Raw genomic sequence first — 20,237 nt, 5'->3', positions numbered from 1 at the left:
ATTTTTTACTTTTAACAAAAACCTTGGAGGAAAATAGCTAAAACCGTCGAATTATTACTACATGATGAAAAATTTAAAGAATCCTACCCAAAACCCATTTGAATTAATTGAAAAACTTCAACAGCAAATCGTTGAATTGACGGCGAAATTACGATGGTATGAAGAACAGTATCGTCTTAGTCAAAAACGAAAATTTGGCTCTTCAAGCGAAAAAACAAATCCTAATCAATTAGAACTACCTTTATTCAATGAAGCAGAGGTAGAGTCTAATGTAAAAGCCGAAGAGCCAACTGTTGAAACAATTACATATCGTCGTAAAAAGAAACGTGGTCAACGTCAAGCTACGTTTGAAAACCTGCCTATGGAAACGATTGAATATCGTTTACCCGAAGAAGAGCAGGTCTGTTCGTGTTGCGGTGAAAAAACACACGAAATGAGCACAGAAGTACGACAAGAATTAGTGATTATTCCGGCTCAAGTCAAAGTTTTAAAACACGTTCGATATGTCTATGGATGCCGTCATTGTGAGCGTAATGAAATAGAGACACCAATCGTTACAGCACCTGCCCCAAAATCTGTGTATCCAAAAAGTTTAGCTTCACCGTCAAGCATGGCATATATTATGAATCAAAAATATGTAGAGGGGCTACCTCTATATCGCCAAGAACAACAGTTCAAACGATTAGGTGTGATCTTATCCAGGCAAACCATGGCCAATTGGATGCTTTATGGTGCCGAAAAATGGCTTGCGCCAATTTATCAACGAATGAAAGAGCATCTCCTCTCTAAAGACATTCTACATGCGGATGAAACAACTGTTCAGGTTTTACATGAACCTGGAAGGTCAAGTACATCGAAATCTTACATGTGGCTTTATCGGACTGGAAGAGAGGATCCACCACTTGTCCTTTATGACTATCAGGAAACTAGAGCAGGAGAACATGCCAAAGAATTCCTAAAAGGGTTTAAAGGATACCTGCATGTCGATGGATATGCAGGATACCATAAGGTATCCGGCGTAACATTAGTTGGATGTTGGGCTCATGCCCGCAGAAAGTTCGATGAGGCTTTAAACGTACTTCCTGAATCCAAACGTCATTCAGCAGTCACAGCTCGGGAAGGACTCAATTTCTGTAATCAGCTATTTGCCATCGAGCGTGATTTGAAAGAATGTACACCAGAAGAACGATATAAAAAACGACTTAAACACAGCCAACCATTGTTGGAGGCTTTTTCAGCATGGCTAAAAACAGAGAAAAGCAATGTTTTACCAAAGAGTCTATTAGGTCAAGCCATTACATACTGCCTCAACCAATGGGAAAAACTCGTGGCATTTTTAGAGGATGGACGTTTAGAAATCGATAATAATCGAAGTGAACGATCCATTAAACCATTTGTGATCGGTAGGAAGAACTGGATTTTTAGCAATACTCCGAAAGGAGCTAAGGCCAGCTCAATCATTTACAGTATTGTGGAGACAGCAAAAGAGAATAAATTAAATCCATTTTATTATCTTCGCTACTTATTTGAAAGGCTTCCCAATATGGATATAAGCAATATGGATGAGCTTGATCAACTACTTCCTTGGTCCAAAACAATTCCTTTGAATTGTCGGGTTTTTAATAACTTATCACAATAATAGTATTTAATCCCTATCATTAAAAGGTGGGGATTATTTTACGCTTACGTTTATTCGACAAAAATACAAATAAAATTTTACAAGAAGGGAGGATTTTCAACATATAATGAAGAATAACTACATAAAAATTCGAAATTTTATAAGCTCTAACGGGTTGAAAAATTTCCCGGAGATTTGGGATATTTGAACTAATTAAAAAATAAAGTGCGAAAATGCAGTTTTCTGAATGTTAAGTGAAAGTATTATCAAAATCAGTAAGCCGATCGTCAAAAATCATGAATTATCTTAATCATAATCATATACTTAAAAATTTTTAATGCTTTAAAAGATAGAGTTGGTACCATTTTGATTGTCTGGCATAGTTGAAGCTTATTTTTGTTTTTTTAGGGTGTAAAGGGGTGATTTTAATGAATTTACCACAGTTGACAGCGTTGATCGGGGAACAAGAAAAAAAACATAGAGCAAGTGGCAACGAACTTGCCATGTTAGTAAAACCCTTGGAAGTAAGCGAAGGAAAACAACCCTATTTTTGTTTTGTGACTTTTGACCTATCGAAGGAGGAGATACGTCTTGAAGATTTGAAACCTTTCGATGAGGAACATTTATACATTTACAATTATTTCGGCAATAATTCGGCGGCTGGTTTGCAATACTATGTTACACGTAAAGTTGATTCATTGCACTATTTGTTATTAAGTTGTTTAAGCGATTTAGCATTAGCGCTAGAAAAAAATAAGTTAACGGATGGTGAGTTATATAAACTCTTATTGCAGTTGGAAAAAAGAGGAATGATTGAACTGAAATCTGCAAGAGGAGAAGGAAAGGTTAATTTAAGAAAAATCAAGGGTGTAAATAATGAAAATTTTTCCATTCAAAAAGATAATCAAAGAGTTAAGATCGTTGTCGGAGATAAAACTTACACTTCGGAAACATTTGCGCGTTATTTACTTCAGATTGAAACATCCGCAGATAATGAATTGACTATTGTCATTCCACGAATAAAAACCAATGAAAATCAATCGCATATCATCATTTCTCAGCATCCTGATTATATTTCTGTAACCAAAAAAGAACAAAAGTTAGAGTTAACTTCTAAGAAAAAACAAAAACGTATCTGCTTCATTTGTCAAAAAGAAAAAGAAGGCACTTCAAGTTCGGTAACCGCAAAATTTAATAGGTCTGGGATTAATAAATTATTTACAACAACCACCATAAACACTGCAAGAAATCTTAATAAAAATAATTACGATGATAATTATGCAATCTGTGGCGATTGTTTTCAAAATTTATTGTTTGGAGAACGGGTCATTTCTTCAAAGTTTCAAGGTCGAATTGCTGGTGAAAGGGCAATTATATTACCCGAAGCATTGATAGGTGATTTTACTTACGAGTATCTTTATGGAATTAAAAGAAGCGTTGATTTGGCGTTTAATCCTATTGATTTTGAAGAATGGAAAAATCAACTTGATGTTGAGAAGGATGAGATTCTTCATAATCCTGGATATATTGTACACTTTGTTATTTATCGTACGGATGGCAATTCTATCAGTATATTAGACGTATTTGGGGATGTTCAATTATCAAGAATCGGCGAAGTCTTTAATATACTCGGAAATAATGCTGCCCAAATACCTGGTTTACGGTGGTTTAGCTTAGGGAGCATTTATCGAATCATTCCGGTAAGAACGAATAAAAAAGGTGATCAATTGGACATTCAAAGAGTTCTTTCAGTATATAAAGCGTTATTAGCAAATCACTTATTAGAGACAGAGTTACTTTATCAATATGCAATGGAGGCTTTAGAAAAAGGATTATTTCAAATTAGGAAGAAAAAAATAACTCAGTATCAGAATCTCTCATTAAATAGATATATTCCTGACAAAGAGGATTTTTATATTAAGGATATTGTCATGAAATACCTTTGTCTTTTGAAAACTTGCCAAGACTTATGTGTTTTGGACAAAATCCCTTTTTCAAATCGAAAGGTGGGAGATAATTATATGAATCAAAATTTACAAGATGAGACGATATCAGCAATTGAAGGATTTTTAACGGAGCAAAATTTTGATCGTTTATCTAGAGCATTATTTTATTTAGGTACTTTAATCAATGTGGTTGGACGTGCTCAAAGTGGAAAAGGCCATAAATCTAAGCCAATCCTTAACAAAATTCAGTTTCAAGGAATGAACGGTCGGGAAGTTATTTGGCTTTATCAAGAAGTTCTTGAAAAGCTCCGTCAATATGATCAAATGAAATATCCATTAACTGAAAGGTTGTTATCACAATTCAACAGATATTATGGTGTGTTAAAAACAAAGGAAGAATTAAGCGAACAGGCTAATGTCTTTTACATCATGAGCGGTTATGCCTACATGACAGGTGTTTCATTTGCTAAAAGTTCTGGAAAAGAAGGCGACCATTCCAACGATAATAATACTAATACCAATTCTGATTCTGATGATGAAAATTAATTTAGGAGGGAAAAATGATGCTTGTTAATCAAAACAGTGATTTCTTGTTTGTCTTTGAAGCATCCATGACAAATCCAAACGGTGATCCTGATCAAGAAAACAAACCGCGTATGGATTACGAATCGAAAACCGCCTTGGTCAGTGATGCACGTAGAAAACGTGATTGCCGGAACTTTTTTAAACAAAAAGGATTACCCATCTTTGTTGATACTTTAGAAGAGCAAAAAGTCCCGATGGATGTAATGTTTGAACACATTCGCAATCAATGGTTGGATAATGAAGGGAAAATGGACAAACTCTTCTCGAATTATCCCAAGTTAAACGAATTATGGTCTTATCTGTCAAGTAAAAGCAAGAAAACAACATACCGAGAAATTTATGAAGATAAGGCTACCCAAAAGGAGAAAAAATTTTTTCAACATTTTAACAACGAATTGACGACCGCCATAATACGGGAATCATTGATTGATATTCGACTGTTTGGCAGTGCCATGGCTGTTGAAGGTGTATCACGTACATTTACAGGTCCGGTACAAATTTCATGGGGTTACTCTATGCATCCTGTGGAGCTCGTCAAGTCAAATACAATTACATCGATCATGAATGATGATAATTCCACATTTGGTAAAAAACATAAATTATACTATGGCCTTTTTATGCATGCAGGAACGATCAATAAATTCAGCGCTAAATTAACTGGAATGACCGAGGATGATCGGGAGCTTTTCCGAAAAGCACTTGTCCAAGGAATGTTAATGAACCAAACAGATAGCAAACAAGGTCAAATGCCGCTAGCTTACTTGGAAGTTGTATATAAGCCGGAATTCGATGGCTTCCTTGGAGACATGAGAAGATTTATTAACGTCAGTTACGAAAATGTAGGTACTATCCGTTCGCTGCGAGATCTTCAGATTAACGATCTACCATTGCAAGAAGCGATTGAAAAAATGAAACAATTGGGTTATGTGGATAAAGTTATTGGTTGGTACCACCCATTGGCCAATATCCAAGAGATTTTTAGAGTTCATATTGAAGAATTTGTTGATTTATGGGCCCCTATTGTACCAACGGAGGTCCAATAATGAAAATTATTACTTTCCATTTAAAAGGAAAGATGGCGCAATTTCGGCGTTATTATTCAAACTCCTCCGCGCTATCTTATTCCATTCCGCCTCGAACGACGGTTGTTGGTATAATTGCTGGTCTATTAGGTTTTGAGCGGGATAGTTATTATGAACTATTTTCTTTAGATCGATGTAAAATTGCCGTTGGAATTCGATCGCGAATTAAAAAGAATATGCAAAAATTAAACCTTTTAATGATTAAGGGGCCAAATGATTTAAACGCTTCTCAAGAGCATCATAGTCAAACTGCTACCGAACTGGTAATACCTGAAGATATCAAATCGGGAGCTATTGACTATCAAATATGGTTCCATCATGAGGATAACCAATTGATGGAACGTTTTAGTTCATTATTTTCTAATGTGGGGTATAAATCCAATGGTATATCTTTGGCGCTTGGTACTGCACAAAATATCGGTTGGTTGGAATCAACAGAAATCTTAACCGGAATTGAAAAAAATGACGTAGAAAGAGAAGTACCAATTCAATCTGTTGTACCTTTTAAATTGGTCGAACGTTTGGCTTTCCGTGATGAAAAATATTGGCTACTGAAAGAAGATATACCTTTTGCCTTCGATCACGGTAGGCGCTTAAAGAAAAAAGGTATTGTCATAATTAATTTAGAACCGGGTCCTATTTATGCACATGTTAAACGTTTTGTAAGTCTGGAGAATGGAGAAAATATCATATGGCTTGAATAATTCAATCAATTCTAGGTGAGAATTATGGAGTATTATGCACATTACAATAGGAAAACAGGTGAAAAGCAAAAACTTATTGACCATTTAAATAATGTTGCAGTTGGGGCGCAGGCATCTGTGCCCCCAACCGTTTCATTTTCCATTTTACCTAATAGCAAAGTTAAAAAGCTGATTTATCTTATTGGTAAATTTCATGATTTAGGAAAATTCACAGTATATTTTCAAGACTACCTTATGTATAATAAGGATTCCGCTTTAAAACATCATGCTCACATCTCAGCAATAGCTTTATACAATTATCTTAAGAAAAATGGAATCAAGGATTTATTTACCTCTTTAGATAATCATCGCGATAAAGGAGCGTTGATTTTTTTAGCATATTTAATCGTCCGTCTTCACCATCAAAGTCTTACACTATATGGTCTTTTTTCCGCTTCACATTCGCCTTCGATGTGGAAAGAACTTAATGAACAATCGAAGGATCTGTTAGGAAAATCTGGCATCATCCAAAAAACTTTAGATCTTAATTTATATAATTTAGATATTGCAAAGCTATTTGATATTGATGAAGTGAAAAATGATAGACAATTAACAAAACAGATTATGGTCCTTTTTAAAACTCGTTTGAGTCATGACTGCTGGTATTTTATCTTAATATATCTTTTTTCTCTTTTAATTGATTCAGATAAACTCGATTCGGCCAAAATTACACGTACACCTCTAAATGCCTTACCTTCAGAAAATGTCACGAAATATATTGCAAAAAAGCATTCAAAAGAGACTAGTACTAATTTTACCGACCGCAGAGATTTAGCAAGGCAAACCATTATTGAACAAATAGAGAAGATGTCGGAAACGGACTTGCGGGAAATTAGAATATTTAGTTTAACCGCTCCAACTGGACTAGGAAAAACCTTGTCATCATTACAGGCAGCTTTGATTTTGCGGGAGCGATTGGAAGCTATTTATCATTATAAACCAAGAATCATAACAGCTATTCCTTTTATAAATATCATTAATCAAACGGAAAATGATTATAAACAAGTTATTGGTGATGCCGGCCGAATTATTGTACATCACAGATTAGCGGATCTTAAAACGTCTCAAGAAGATAATCAAGAAAAGCGTTCACTTGATCAAGCGTTGTCAGAAGTTGAGGCTTGGGAAGGCGATGTAATTCTTACTACCTTCGTACAACTTTTTCAATCGTTGTTCACAGGACAAAATAAGCTGTTGAAAAAAATAAATAAATTAGCGGGAAGTATTGTTATATTAGATGAAATTCAATCGATTCCAGAGAAATATATGCCTTTAATCGGTGCGTGTATAATTAAAATATCGGAATACTTTGGAACGCGCTTTATTCTTATGACAGCAACGCAGCCCCGAATCCTAGAATTAGGTCAAAAACTTCTTCAAAATACCGAAGATAATCTTAAAAACATCAATGCCATAGAGCTTCTTCCTAACCATGAAAGTTACTTCAACGAATTGACTCGGACGAAAATACTCCCCAGATTGGATCACCCAATGGATACAGAAGAGTTCGTTACATTTTTTAAGAATACATGGGAAAATAGATCTAGCTTAATTGTTGTGAATACGATTAAACGGAGCATTGAATTGTTCGAAACGTTAAAAAGGGAACTGGGGCAGGGCGTTCACGTTGTATATTTATCAACGAATATTATTCCAAAACACCGGGCTCAAGTGATCGATAAGGTAAGGACTCTATTAAATAATAAAGAAACTGTTGTAATGGTATCCACTCAAACTATTGAAGCAGGAGTTGATCTAGATTTTGAAATCGGTTATCGGGCTCTTGCACCTCTTGAATCCATTATTCAAACTGCCGGACGTGTTAATCGAAAAGGAGCTTTGATAGACATAAACGGTATTCCAATTCCTTCTATACTTTATGTTGTCGAACTGAATGTCGATCATCAATACGTTTACAAATTACATCACTTAGAAAAAACGAAAAATTTATTGCAAACATACAAAGAAATTGAAGAAAAGAATTATCAATATTTAGTAAAGAAATATTATGATGCGATGGTGGAAAATCCGGTTGATCATGTATCCTCAAATATTTGGGAGGAAGGAATCCGAAAACTCAATTTTGATGAAATAGAAAAGTTTAAGCTTATTGAAAATCCTGGTGAAGTGGTCGATGTGTTCATTGAATTAGATGAGTATGCGAGAAACCTGGCCAATGCTTATGAAGAAATTAGAGGTAATAAGAAAACATATAATCTTACTGTGTTTGAAGGCATTATCGATGATAACATTTTAAAAAATATGAATGAAAAGCTTAATCATTACGAGAAAAAAAGTCTTTTAAGGCAAATACTTTCAAAGATGAGTGAATACATGGTTCAAATACGTCTAAAAAGACTTATACAAAATCGTCCTTTTGAATTTAGTGAAAGGAATGGTGTTAACGCAGATTTCTTTTGGGTTCCACGGGAAAATTTAAATCATTATTATGATCAAGATACGGGTTATTTGGATGAAAACGGTGAATCTTATTTAATTTAAAATAGGGTGATCAGAATGTCTTTTACATTGGATGTGACCGGTACGCATATTTGGTATTTTTTCATTTGCCACAGGGAGCTTTGGCTCATCATTCATCAAATCGCCGCCGATCAAGATGATGAAAATCTGGATATAGGTCGATTCATTTCAGAGCATAGGTATCAAAACAACAAAAAAGAAGTCGTTATAGGAAACATTAAAGTGGATCGTGTTAGAATGCATGGACAACAACTGATCATTGGTGAGGTAAAAAAATCGTCCCGTTTTAAAGAAAGCGCCCGTTACCAATTATTATTTTACTTGGACACGTTGAAACAGATGGGGATTGAAGCGAAAGGCGAGTTGCTTTTTCCGGAGGAACGGCGACGTGAAGTTGTTGAATGGACACCTGAAGCGAAAGAAAAGCTGGATGAGGCGATTCGAGATATTCGCCTTATCGCAAGTCAACCCGTGCCTCCGCCTCCTAAAAAAATTAATTTTTGCCGGAAATGTGCTTATCGCGAATATTGTTGGGCGGAGGGATAACGATGAAAAAAACATTGTACATCTTCACCAGCGGAGAATTGAAGCGAAAGGATAACAGTCTTTATTTTGAATCGGAGGGTGGACGAAAGTATATCCCGGTTGAAGATACAAATGATATTTACATTTTTGGCGAAGTGGATGTAACAAAACGTTTTCTCGAATTTGTCTCAACAAAGGAAATATGTATCCATTACTTTAATCATTATGGTTTTTATACAGGTACCTTTTATCCACGTGAACATTACAATGCTGGACATGTTATTTTAAAACAGGCGGAACACTACATAGACAAAGAAAAGCGGCTGGAACTGGCTCGAATTTTTATCGCCGGCTCCATTGCTCAAATGAGTCAAGTATTAAAATATTATCGAACACGAGCTAAAAATGGTAAAGAAGAAATCACAGCACTCATTGAGAAATTCAAAGATCGTACAAGTGAACTGAACGAAGGCCATACGGTAGAAGAATTAATGGCGATTGAAGGGCATGCAAGAGAAGATTATTACAAAATGTTTGATTACATCATTAACGACCAAGATTTTCTCTTTGAAAAGAGAAGCAAGCGCCCGCCGTTAAACCGATTGAATGCAATGATTAGTTTCGGCAATTCTTTATGCTATACCACGGTTTTAAGTGAAATATACAAGACGTATCTTGATCCTCGGATAGGTTTTCTGCATGCCACAAATTTCCGCAGATTTTCTTTAAATTTGGATGTGGCCGAGATTTTTAAACCCATCATGGTGGATCGTCTTATATTCATGTTAATTAATAAAAAAATGATTGCGAAGAAAGATTTTGATAAGCAGATGAACGGCATTTTGTTGACTGAATCCGGTCGAAAAAAATTTGTTGCAGAACTGGATAAAAGGATGCGAACGACAGTAAATCATCGGCATTTGGGCAAGTCGGTTTCCTATCGTCGTTTGATTCGGTTAGAGTTATATAAAATTCAAAAACATTTAATGGGTGAAAAAACATATGAACCGTACCGTTCAATGTGGTAGGTGATTGAATGTTTGTCATTTTGGTTTATGATTTTGCAGAAAAGCGGGTAGGTAAAGCGTTAAAAATATCGCGTAAGTATCTTAATTGGGTGCAAAATTCCGTTTTGGAAGGCGAGATTTCCGATGCGAACTATTTTAAGCTGAAAAAAGAATTGCAAGACTTAATGGATCAGGATGAAGATTCTATAATCTTTTACACATTCCGGACACAAAAATATTCCAAGCGGGAAGAATTTGGTGTCAAAAAAGGAGGAGACGAGAATATTATTTAAGTGAGTTTTTGGCAACAACTTTTAGCAAGAGAAAAATGGTACATTTGTCGTCGATCCCCAGTAGCGTCGTAAACCCGGGGGATCGACGACATTTTGTTTTTCAAAAAATCCTTTAGACGGCGCGGTATTTTGGAAATCTCAAAAAATTTACTATGAAAAAAAGGATTTTTATTCTCAATGAAGAATATTGATATATCGATAATTTTTGGGGTTTAGATCTTACCTATGAGGAATTGAAACTTTGAAAATTAGCAAAAAAGTATTTTCGCAGTTTTGGGTTTAGATCTTACCTATGAGGAATTGAAACTCAAACCAATCTTCGACCTTGCTCATACCGTCACGGAGGTTTAGATCTTACCTATGAGGAATTGAAACATCTGTAAAATCTGATGAAATTGATCCAAGGCAGGAAGTTTAGATCTTACCTATGAGGAATTGAAACACGGCACCTAAAATGTTGTAATCAGGGTCTCCAAGTTTAGATCTTACCTATGAGGAATTGAAACTTTTTGAAAATAGTGAAGCAAGTGAAGTGGTTTTATCGTTTAGATCTTACCTATGAGGAATTGAAACTAGAAATCAAAAAATTGACTTTTCATTGGGTAGTACCTGTTTAGATCTTACCTATGAGGAATTGAAACATACCATTCCAAGCATTCGATGCACTGGTTTTTAAACCGTTTAGATCTTACCTATGAGGAATTGAAACTTAAGTAAGTATCTTGCTCCACAATCCCGCAACATGCGTTTAGATCTTACCTATGAGGAATTGAAACTCCCAAGGTAAATTCGCGATTGTAGATGAAGATGATTGTTTAGATCTTACCTATGAGGAATTGAAACTGGACAATCCCATATAAAAAATTTTCTTTTCCGTATGTTTAGATCTTACCTATGAGGAATTGAAACTTGGTCTCATTTGCCTCTTTGGGTTTGAGTAACTTGGTTTAGATCTTACCTATGAGGAATTGAAACGTTTCAGAAAATAATTCAACTCCGAACGTTCCTTCCGTGTTTAGATCTTACCTATGAGGAATTGAAACTTTCGTCAATGACCCATTTCAATTGATCTTCATAATCCGTTTAGATCTTACCTATGAGGAATTGAAACAATTGCTATGAATATCCGTTAGATTACCGGATTTGCGTTTAGATCTTACCTATGAGGAATTGAAACATGAATACTAGGGTGCGACCTGTAACCCCGAACGCCGTTTAGATCTTACCTATGAGGAATTGAAACCAAGATTACAAAGGAGTCAATGCGTCAGCACATGATCCAGTTTAGATCTTACCTATGAGGAATTGAAACAAGCATGGTAACTTTTACCACTGCCAACTGCGCCCAAGTTTAGATCTTACCTATGAGGAATTGAAACCACTTACATTCGAGAGCCAATACCAGGCTCAACAACCGTTTAGATCTTACCTATGAGGAATTGAAACCACAACGATGAACGCCAGCGCCCCAAAGGCTCGTCTCGTTTAGATCTTACCTATGAGGAATTGAAACTTTGACAAAGGAGGTATAGACGGTGAGCGACAACAAAGTTTAGATCTTACCTATGAGGAATTGAAACACGGGATTCGCCGGGTATGACGCTAGCCACGGCTTGTCGTTTAGATCTTACCTATGAGGAATTGAAACTCGGTTATGTTCATTTTTGCGAGCAACTTATCGAGTGCGTTTAGATCTTACCTATGAGGAATTGAAACTTATCCGTTGTTTTTTCGCTTCGTCCGCGTCGTTCCAGTTTAGATCTTACCTATGAGGAATTGAAACTAAGTGAAAAAATCGTTGAATATCAGTTTCTTGAGTAGTTTAGATCTTACCTATGAGGAATTGAAACTATGCTTCACTTGCACTTAGTCCACATGTATATTCGGTTTAGATCTTACCTATGAGGAATTGAAACTCGGCCGATGTCGTCGTCCCAAACAACCATTGCGGGTTTAGATCTTACCTATGAGGAATTGAAACCCGTTCCACAGGACGGATTTCCTGGCGGTAGTATAATGAGTTTAGATCTTACCTATGAGGAATTGAAACACCCAATTTGTTGTATTGTTCGCCAATGCCGAAGCGTTTAGATCTTACCTATGAGGAATTGAAACCTTGATCATTTTTAACATAAAATTCCCATTTACTGTTTAGATCTTACCTATGAGGAATTGAAACCTGAATAACCGGCACATCACCAATCTCAATGCCGTGTTTAAATCTTACCTATAAGGAATCTTTCATTGATATACTGGCCGGCGGGGAGTTTTGTTCGTTAATGGATGGATATAATAAATTTCGTATGCAATCGTTTTGGTTCGGTGAAACTTATGCCTTAGGTCTATTTTTGTGTCTTAATAAGTAAGCGGTTTCGCGAATCGTTAAACAATGATTGACTAGATACATGGACGGATCAACCATTTTGTTTTGGAAGTAAGTGGAATAACTGTACGTTAACTTAGCCTCAGACTATTTACGCAGTTAGAGTAATTAGAGCCAATTTTGACAAATTTAACATTCCGTTGTTGGTGTATCATGAATATGGGAAGAATAAAGGATTCAGAGTATATAGTATAAAAAGCGGCGTTCCTTTTTCTCGCGATAAAAAACTTCAATTTTGGAGGAACATGATATGGACCATAAAACGTTAAAACCTTTTCCAAAAGATTTTTTATGGGGCGCTTCTACATCTGCCTATCAATTTGAAGGAGCATGGAATGAAGACGGCAAAGGACCGTCCGTCATTGACAAAGCTCTCCATCCGGAAGGGACAGCGGATTTCAAAGTAGCCAGCGACCATTATCATCGTTATAAGGAAGATATCGCTTTACTGGCGGAGCTTGGATTGAAAGCCTATCGTTTTTCCATCGCTTGGACTCGGATTTATCCTAATGGAACCGGGGAAGTCAACCGAAAAGGAATTGAATTTTACAATCATCTGATTAACGAACTGATCGCACATGGGATTGAGCCGATTGTGACGATGTATCACTTCGATTTGCCGTACGCTTTGGAGGAAAAAGGCGGATGGTCCAATCGAGAGACGATTGACGCTTTTGAGAGGTATGCCAGAACTTTATTCAGCGAGTTCGGCGACCGTGTGAAGTATTGGCTGACGATCAATGAGCAAAACACGATGATTCTTCATGGCTCAGCCATCGGAACGACGGATCCCGGTATAGAAGATCCAAGAAAAATGCTGTACCAGCAAAATCATCATATGCTTTTGGCCCAAGCAAAAGCGATGAAGCTTTGTCATGAAATGCTCCCGAATGCAAAGATAGGGCCGGCTCCTAATATCGCTTATGTCTATCCGGCGTCTTCCAAACCGGAAGATGTGCTGGCGGCTCAAACTTTCAATTCGATCCGCAACTGGCTTTATTTGGATGCGGCGGTATTCGGACGCTACAACAGCACAGTCTGGGGATACATGGAAGAAAAAGGCTATACTCCTCATGTGGAAGAGGGGGATATGAACATATTAGCTGGCGCCAATCCGGATTTTATTGCGTTTAATTATTATAATTCGATTACGGTCAAAGCAAGCGAAGAGGAAAAAGAGGCGCACAGCACCGGAGACGAGCACATTGTTATTGGTGAACCGGGCGCTTATCAAGGGTGTTCCAATCCATACTTGACAACAACCGAATTTGGCTGGGAAGTCGATCCGATGGGTTTCAGAATTACTTTGCGCGAATTGTACGATCGCTATCATTTACCGTTGATCGTGACGGAAAACGGATTAGGGGCTTACGATAAACTGGAAGATGGCGATGTCATAAATGACGATTACCGCATAGACTACTTGGCCAAACATTTGGAACAATGTCAGTTGGCTATTACGGACGGAGTAGAATTGTTTGGCTACTCGCCTTGGTCCGCCATAGACTTGGTCAGCACTCACCAAGGAATCAACAAACGCTATGGCTTCATTTATGTCAACCGCGATGAGTTTGATTTAAAAGATTTACGCCGCATCAAAAAGAAAAGTTTTTACTGGTATCAAAATGTCATAAAGACCAATGGCGCGATCATTTCCAACAGCAAATAAACCGATCATGAAAAAGACGGAGAAGGGAACACTTTCTCCGTCTTTTTTTTTTGTGTGTGCGCCCGGCATGTACATGAACTATAGGGTGTAAGTCCCGAACCCCGAAGACAGAAGTAGAGGTTAGCCAAGAGCAAGGGTGTCCGTGGTGACGCGGAATCTGAAGGAAGCTGGAGGCAAAACACCGGTCCGAGGAACACGAACCTCATATAAGGCTAGGTATGATTGAGTGAGTTTGCATAACAAAACAAAGCTCTTTCTGTCGAAGGTCATATCGAGTAAATGAGGCGGATAGATGGTGTGAAAGTGCATGTACTTACCCGGGGAGGTCTGGCGGATATGTGAAGTACTCTTCATAACCTACTTAGTGATAAGTAGCTGAACCGTCAGAAGTCAGCAGAGGTCATAGTATTAGTTGGTCTAGAACAACTAAGAAGGACCGAACAATTAAGAGAGAATAGCCCTTGGTATTCAGTGAGTCATGATGAACACAGAAAACGTAGTACCTCACTTGAGGGAGGAAGCGGTGAATCCCGTGGGAGACCTCTTGGAGGGTGGAGTGACCACTGGCATAAAGAGAACAGCTATTCACGGAAGTTATAAAGACTTGCGTCAATTATCTTAATTGAACCGCCGTATACGGAACCGTACTTACGGTGGTGTGAGAGGACGGGAGTTAATCGCTCCCTCCTACTCGATTTCAAAGTGAACGGTGGAAAGAACGGAAACAACGCGTGATTCTGCGTACGGGTCACGTGTGGCAGAACATATTTTTTCACCATAATAAGTTCACCAAATGGATTGGTATATATCCCAGTCAATCCTTTGATTGAAATGATATTGACATTTAGTTTATATTGTCGTTTCAAAATTCCTGTAGGATTTATGTACCAATGTTTCACAAAAGAGTTATTTTTATATAAAAAATAAATTCAAATATTGGGAATAAAGGATTGAAATACTAGGTACAAAGTGCTAATTTTTATTTAAAAGTTTGAAATAGTAAAAAATGGAGGTGTCATATGCGATTTTCTGTCAGCTATCAAGTCAACAAACTTGAAAAAGCTTACCGAATGAGGGTGTACAGTTTAATCAAAGAAGCCGTGCGCACGGTAAATAAGCCCTATTACAACAAGCTTTTTTTGCAGTTTGAAAAGAGGATAAAACCATTTTCGTTTTCTACATATTTGCACAATTTTACATTGGGTGACACCACGATTACCCTTGATCGAATCACCATCACCATCAGCAGTCCTGATATGGAGTTTGCCGTTCACGCTTTTAACGGTCTTAGAAAATTAAAGGAATATTCGGTGAATGGTGAATTGTGGCGTCAATTGAACTTTCAATTATTAAAAGAACCTGTCATTACAAGTCGTAAGGTCGTCTTTCGGACATGCTCCCCTATTTTAATTGAAGATAAAAATGGAAGACCATTGGCGCCGACAGATCCTCTTTATGAAAAAGAACTAAATTATTATGCTAATTTGCAAATTTATCAATTTGCGGGAAGAGATCTTTATGAACCGATCCATATTTCGCCTATACATATGAAAAAAATGGTGATTAAAGAAAGAAATCGACATTTAGAAAAAAATTCCTTTCTTTATTTCACTACATACCGGGGATTGTTCATGTTGGAAGGAAGTCCTCAAGACTTGCAGCTGCTGTACCAATTGGGGATCGGCAAAAGAACGACCTATTTTGGTTTAGTGGAATACGAGTATGAGAAGGTGTAAGAATGGAGATCCAAGTAGATGGAGAGCAGTGGCCGATGGCTGCCGGTTGTATAGGTTTGGCTAAGCTTTATTCGGAAGAAGAATTGCCAAGAACAGCAACAGGCATTCTGTTAAAGGATGACATTCTTGACTCGCTTGCTGAAAAATTTATTCGAGGTTTGATTGATCAGTTCAGTGTTGTAAAACGTGAAGTCAAAAAAATGATGTGGTATGCCGACCAAGCAAACAAACAACCGGAACGGGCAGAGGAGTTCGCGGCAGAAGTTCGAAAAAACATGAACAATCAATATAAAAAAATAGAAAAATATTTCTCTGATACGGAGGAATGCAAGAGATTAAAGGAATTATTGGAAAGATTAAAAGATATCAAAGAGCCCGAGGAAGCTCCCTTTATTCGAGAATACATAGAACAGTACAGAGAAATCGCTTCTACTCCGTTTATTAATGAAAAGCTAACGTTAAATTATGTAAAGGCTGTCATTTTAAATCCTTTCTATGGACAAACCTCCATTCTTCAACCGGTTTTTAATTCTAAAAGTACAGAAGATCATATTCGACAAATGGAAGCCGATTTTATTCAACCGGCAAAATTGGAGTTGATGTTCGCTGAGAAACTCGATTCGGCGGCGAACATTCAAGAGATTGTTGCTTTTCTTGAAGAACATAAAGACTATAAACCTTTTAAAAATTTGTTGAAGACAATCAAGAAGTGGGCAAATAAAGATCAGGTCATCAGCTATCTTCGCCATGAAATTTTGCCTTGTTCTTATATAGAAGGATTGATCGCGACTCAATCTTATGAGGAAATGATTTTTTCGCCTCTAGCATTTTCGAAAAAGAAAGCAGTAAATTTCAACTGGAATTTTGATCAGAATCTGCCGGTTCCAATCAGTGCTGTAGCAAGGTTAATCCTGTTTATGGCTCCTTTTGGCATGGCGTTCTATTCAAGAAGGCTGGGAAATGGACAAGCTAGTGAAACTCTTCACTACGCGGGAATGATTCTTTCGCAAAAACATTTTGCTGAAGTGATTAAAGAAAATCATGCTTATCAAAAGCTTCGAGGAGAAGGTTTAAGTTTTGCGGAAGCCATTGTTGGTCTTTTACGAGAATCGACGGATAAAGCGAAAAAAATCAAAAACCCTTATTTGTTTCTTGAAGTGTATTCCAATTATCAAATGAAAAAAACGCTGCTGGATTGTTATCACATACCGGCCTATCTTGCCCAATATGTTGCGGAACATGGAAAATCACTGGATTTTCTTTATTACCGTGAACATAAAGATTCCTTTTTTAGAGCGGTGTTAAAAGGGATTGATCCGAAAGAAACGATTTTTGCCTATTTACGAATGGCCATTAAGAATCCTCATCATGCAAGGGGAGCTTTTTTTGCAGTACGTGAACGAAAACGAATTCTCGAGGCAAAAAAAGGAGCAGAAAATATGACGAATCATGATAAAACGATCTCTGATGTTTATGATCTCGGTCGTCATTTGCGAAAAGTATTAATGAAAGAACGTATGGATGGACAAGAGAGAAGGCGTTATCGAGCCGGCGGGAAGAAAAAGATAGACGGGATTGCCTATCGTTTGCTTAATGAAGCGAAAGCGGGGAATATAAGAGGATTTATGGAGATGATTTTCCGTGTTTATTTGGCTTCCGGGCTTGATGTACCTTCCGTTTTTATAGATTCGTTTAAAGAAGAAGGGCTGGATTTTGAAACGATTTCAAGTGCCTTTATCGCCGGCCTGATAGGACAAGAACAAACTAAGAACGAAGGAGCTGTGACAAGTGGGTAAAGCGTTATCTTTTACCGTTGTGTTTCAAGCCAATTCTTTAAATTATGGAGAAGGGGTTGCCAACATTGCGGAATTAAAGAAGATTCACAGAGGAAATGGAGACGTACTGACTTTTGCTTCACGACAAAGCATTCGTTACGATATTGTCCGTCTTGGAAACGAGTGGTTTGAATGGAATCTTCAAACGGTTGATAAGACAAAAGGAACATTGCAGTTTCGGGAAGATGTGACGATTGCCGATTCCGTTGAAATGGACTTTTTCGGTTATTTAAAAACGGGAAAAACCTCTCAAAAACGGTCGGCCGTTGTCCGGCTTTCCCATGCCGTCTCCCTTGAACCATACCGCAGCGATATGGAATTTCTCAATAATATGGGGCTTGCGGAGCGGATTCATGAAAATCCCAATCTTGCCAACATTGAACATCATGAAAGTTTTTATACTTATACGGTGACGATCGACTTAGACAGAGTAGGGATCGATGGGGATGTAGAGTTGAGTAAAGAAACTCGTTCCAATCGAGTAGAGCAGTTGCTGGAAATTATAAAATTACTAAACCGCAATATCCGTGGCCGTCAAGAAAGCTTAGCCCCTCTTTTTATCATAGGCGGCTTGTATCCGGTTGCTAATCCATTTTTCTTAGGAAGGATCAAATTAGAGAACGAAGCCCATCATTGGATACTGAATGTTAAAGGATTAAAGGATGTATTAGAAACAACTTTTGCCGGTCAATCCATCCGAGAGCAAACCTATATTGGATATGTTTCGGGCGTATTTGGAAATGAAACAGAGTTTAATGGTTTAGTGAACAGCAGCCAAACAGGTTCCATCGAAGACTTTTTTGCTGCCATGAAAAATGAGGTTCGATCCTACTATGGAGTGAACAATGAATGAAGGCTCTTCGTTTAGAACTATATCAGCAAACAGCTTGTTATAAGAAGCCATTTGCATTCAAAGTATCAGAAACGTATCCTCTTCCTCCCTATTCAACGGTAAAAGGAATGCTTCATGCGGTGATGGGGGCAAATTCTCTCATCCCGATGAAAATCAGCGTTCAAGGAAAATATGATTCGTTAGTGACGGATTACCAAACTCATTATTTTTTTAAGAATGATCGTACGAAGGAATTTGCTTTAATTTTTGACGGGCTGGGATTCGAATTCAATTTGGCAGATGTGACCACGATGCCGATTTATGTACATATGCTTTATGACATTGAATTACTGATTCATGTTCAAGCAGAAGATGAGGTCTTATTGGATCTTGAACGAAACATAAAAACAAACACCACTCATTTAAGCTTGGGAAGATGGGAAGATTTGGTTCGAATCGACCGTTGTGAGATTGTCGAATTGAGAGATTGCGAGGATGAGCCTGTTTTAAAATACAATGCTTATGTTCCGATGAAAATAATAACAGATGAAACTTATTATCCGTATAAGCTGAATTGGACGTATCGTATGATTCAAGGTGTAAGAGTTTGGAATAAAATTGATGTTGGATATATGCTGGCCGGAGAAGCTATTGAACAGTATGACTTATTATCGCTGGATTCATACGGGGATTTGGTTCTTTTTCCTTAAAAATCTTGTGTTTGAAGGAATCTATAGATATATTGGAATGGGATGAGCTTTTATGCGAATCTTTTCCGGGGAAACGATTCAAAAACATGACATGAGATACGGATATGTTTAGGAAATTTCAAGAAATTATGCCGTTCTTTTGTTCCGTTGTTGATAAAGCGAGATTGGCAATTGCTTGTATGGGCAGAAAAGTGATATGATGCCGGAATAGAGGATACGATTTTTCAAAATAAAATTCGAAACGTGAAAAAAACTTTCTTGATTGGGAACAGGTGCTTAAAACGTTTATCATTTGCCATCCGCTCCCGGCCATTCCTTTTTTAAAAAATTAGACCGGGATCAGGATTGATTTGATCTGAACGCAGAGGGATATAAAGTCTTATTCTACGCTTGATGTATTTTGATTGACCACAGGTTTTATCTGAACGTAGAGGGATATAAAGATGCTTTTATTGCTGTTTCTTGCAATGGATCATAAAGTTTTATCTGAACGCAGAGGGATATAAAGATAGAATAAATTTTATTTAACCAATTCATAAAAGGTTGTTTTATCTGAACGTAGAGGGATAAGGAGAAATCCGCATTCACGTATTGCGGCAGGGATGAAGCGAGTTTTATCGAATATATAGTAGGAAATAAAGAGTTTCAAAAGCTGTATTTCTTTTGAAGTTTTAGGTTGTTGATTACGTTGGTTTATTGCATATGTCGTCGCACTTTTTGTCGATTAAGGGTTTCACCATTTTAAAGAAAAAGCTATGAAACGATGATTGTTATGGGATAGAGGCTATGATT

At 37.2% G+C, this 20,237-nt stretch carries 13 protein-coding genes and 1 CRISPR repeat array; all 13 genes read left to right on the top strand.

What is annotated here, in order from left to right; genetic code table 11:
• Positions 1-61: 61 nt before the first annotated feature.
• The 13 genes from tnpC to cas5b all read left to right on the top strand — a co-directional run bounded on the left by tnpC (position 62) and on the right by cas5b (position 19,445).
• Positions 62-1,639 (top strand): IS66 family transposase, encoded by a 1,578-nt coding sequence (gene tnpC, locus NST12_RS13590; protein WP_328202408.1) that lies wholly within the window; start codon positions 62-64, stop codon positions 1,637-1,639.
• A 407-nt stretch (positions 1,640-2,046) separates the two neighbouring features.
• Positions 2,047-4,110, top strand: coding sequence for a TM1802 family CRISPR-associated protein (locus tag NST12_RS13585; RefSeq protein ID WP_340397581.1), 2,064 nt, complete (start codon positions 2,047-2,049; stop codon positions 4,108-4,110).
• Between the two features lie 17 nt (positions 4,111-4,127).
• Complete coding sequence (locus NST12_RS13580; RefSeq protein ID WP_340397583.1) at positions 4,128-5,192, top strand: CRISPR-associated protein; 1,065 nt, start codon at positions 4,128-4,130, stop codon at positions 5,190-5,192.
• Positions 5,192-5,935: a CRISPR-associated protein Cas5 gene (gene cas5, locus NST12_RS13575; protein ID WP_327824091.1), complete on the top strand. Its 744-nt coding sequence runs from the start codon at positions 5,192-5,194 to the stop codon at positions 5,933-5,935. The genes NST12_RS13580 and cas5 overlap by 1 nt, the downstream gene beginning before the upstream one ends.
• A gap of 24 nt (positions 5,936-5,959) precedes the next feature.
• Complete coding sequence (gene cas3 / locus NST12_RS13570; RefSeq protein ID WP_341101517.1) at positions 5,960-8,476, top strand: CRISPR-associated helicase Cas3'; 2,517 nt, start codon at positions 5,960-5,962, stop codon at positions 8,474-8,476.
• Positions 8,477-8,491: 15 nt separating this feature from the next.
• On the top strand, positions 8,492-9,001 hold the full coding sequence (gene cas4 / locus NST12_RS13565; RefSeq protein WP_327824093.1) for a CRISPR-associated protein Cas4: 510 nt from the start codon (positions 8,492-8,494) through the stop codon (positions 8,999-9,001).
• Between the two features lie 2 nt (positions 9,002-9,003).
• Complete coding sequence (gene cas1b / locus NST12_RS13560; protein WP_327824094.1) at positions 9,004-10,008, top strand: type I-B CRISPR-associated endonuclease Cas1b; 1,005 nt, start codon at positions 9,004-9,006, stop codon at positions 10,006-10,008.
• An 8-nt stretch (positions 10,009-10,016) separates the two neighbouring features.
• On the top strand, positions 10,017-10,280 hold the full coding sequence (cas2, locus tag NST12_RS13555; RefSeq protein ID WP_327824095.1) for a CRISPR-associated endonuclease Cas2: 264 nt from the start codon (positions 10,017-10,019) through the stop codon (positions 10,278-10,280).
• A 210-nt stretch (positions 10,281-10,490) separates the two neighbouring features.
• Positions 10,491-12,459: a CRISPR direct-repeat array (repeat unit 30 nt; unit sequence GTTTAGATCTTACCTATGAGGAATTGAAAC).
• Between the two features lie 454 nt (positions 12,460-12,913).
• On the top strand, positions 12,914-14,332 hold the full coding sequence (locus tag NST12_RS13550; RefSeq protein WP_341101512.1) for a glycoside hydrolase family 1 protein: 1,419 nt from the start codon (positions 12,914-12,916) through the stop codon (positions 14,330-14,332).
• A gap of 1,019 nt (positions 14,333-15,351) precedes the next feature.
• Positions 15,352-16,068 (top strand): CRISPR-associated endoribonuclease Cas6, encoded by a 717-nt coding sequence (gene cas6, locus NST12_RS13545; RefSeq protein WP_048623973.1) that lies wholly within the window; start codon positions 15,352-15,354, stop codon positions 16,066-16,068.
• 2 nt (positions 16,069-16,070) lie between these two features.
• Complete coding sequence (locus tag NST12_RS13540; RefSeq protein ID WP_341101510.1) at positions 16,071-17,864, top strand: hypothetical protein; 1,794 nt, start codon at positions 16,071-16,073, stop codon at positions 17,862-17,864.
• Positions 17,857-18,756, top strand: a complete 900-nt coding sequence (gene cas7i, locus NST12_RS13535) for a type I-B CRISPR-associated protein Cas7/Cst2/DevR (RefSeq protein WP_341030113.1) — start codon at positions 17,857-17,859, stop codon at positions 18,754-18,756. The genes NST12_RS13540 and cas7i overlap by 8 nt, the downstream gene beginning before the upstream one ends.
• The gene (gene cas5b, locus NST12_RS13530; protein ID WP_048623969.1) at positions 18,753-19,445 is read left to right on the top strand and encodes a type I-B CRISPR-associated protein Cas5b; all 693 of its coding nucleotides are present in this window, start codon (positions 18,753-18,755) and stop codon (positions 19,443-19,445) included. Before cas7i ends, cas5b begins: the two co-directional genes overlap by 4 nt.
• The last annotated feature ends 792 nt before the right edge of the window (positions 19,446-20,237 follow it).

This window comes from Bacillus sp. FSL W8-1127, from assembly GCF_038006725.1.
Classification (GTDB): Bacteria; Bacillota; Bacilli; order Bacillales; family DSM-4216; genus Bacillus_O; species Bacillus_O smithii.
Note: the sequence above shows the minus strand (reverse complement) of the source record. Positions and strands in the feature narration are given on the sequence as shown.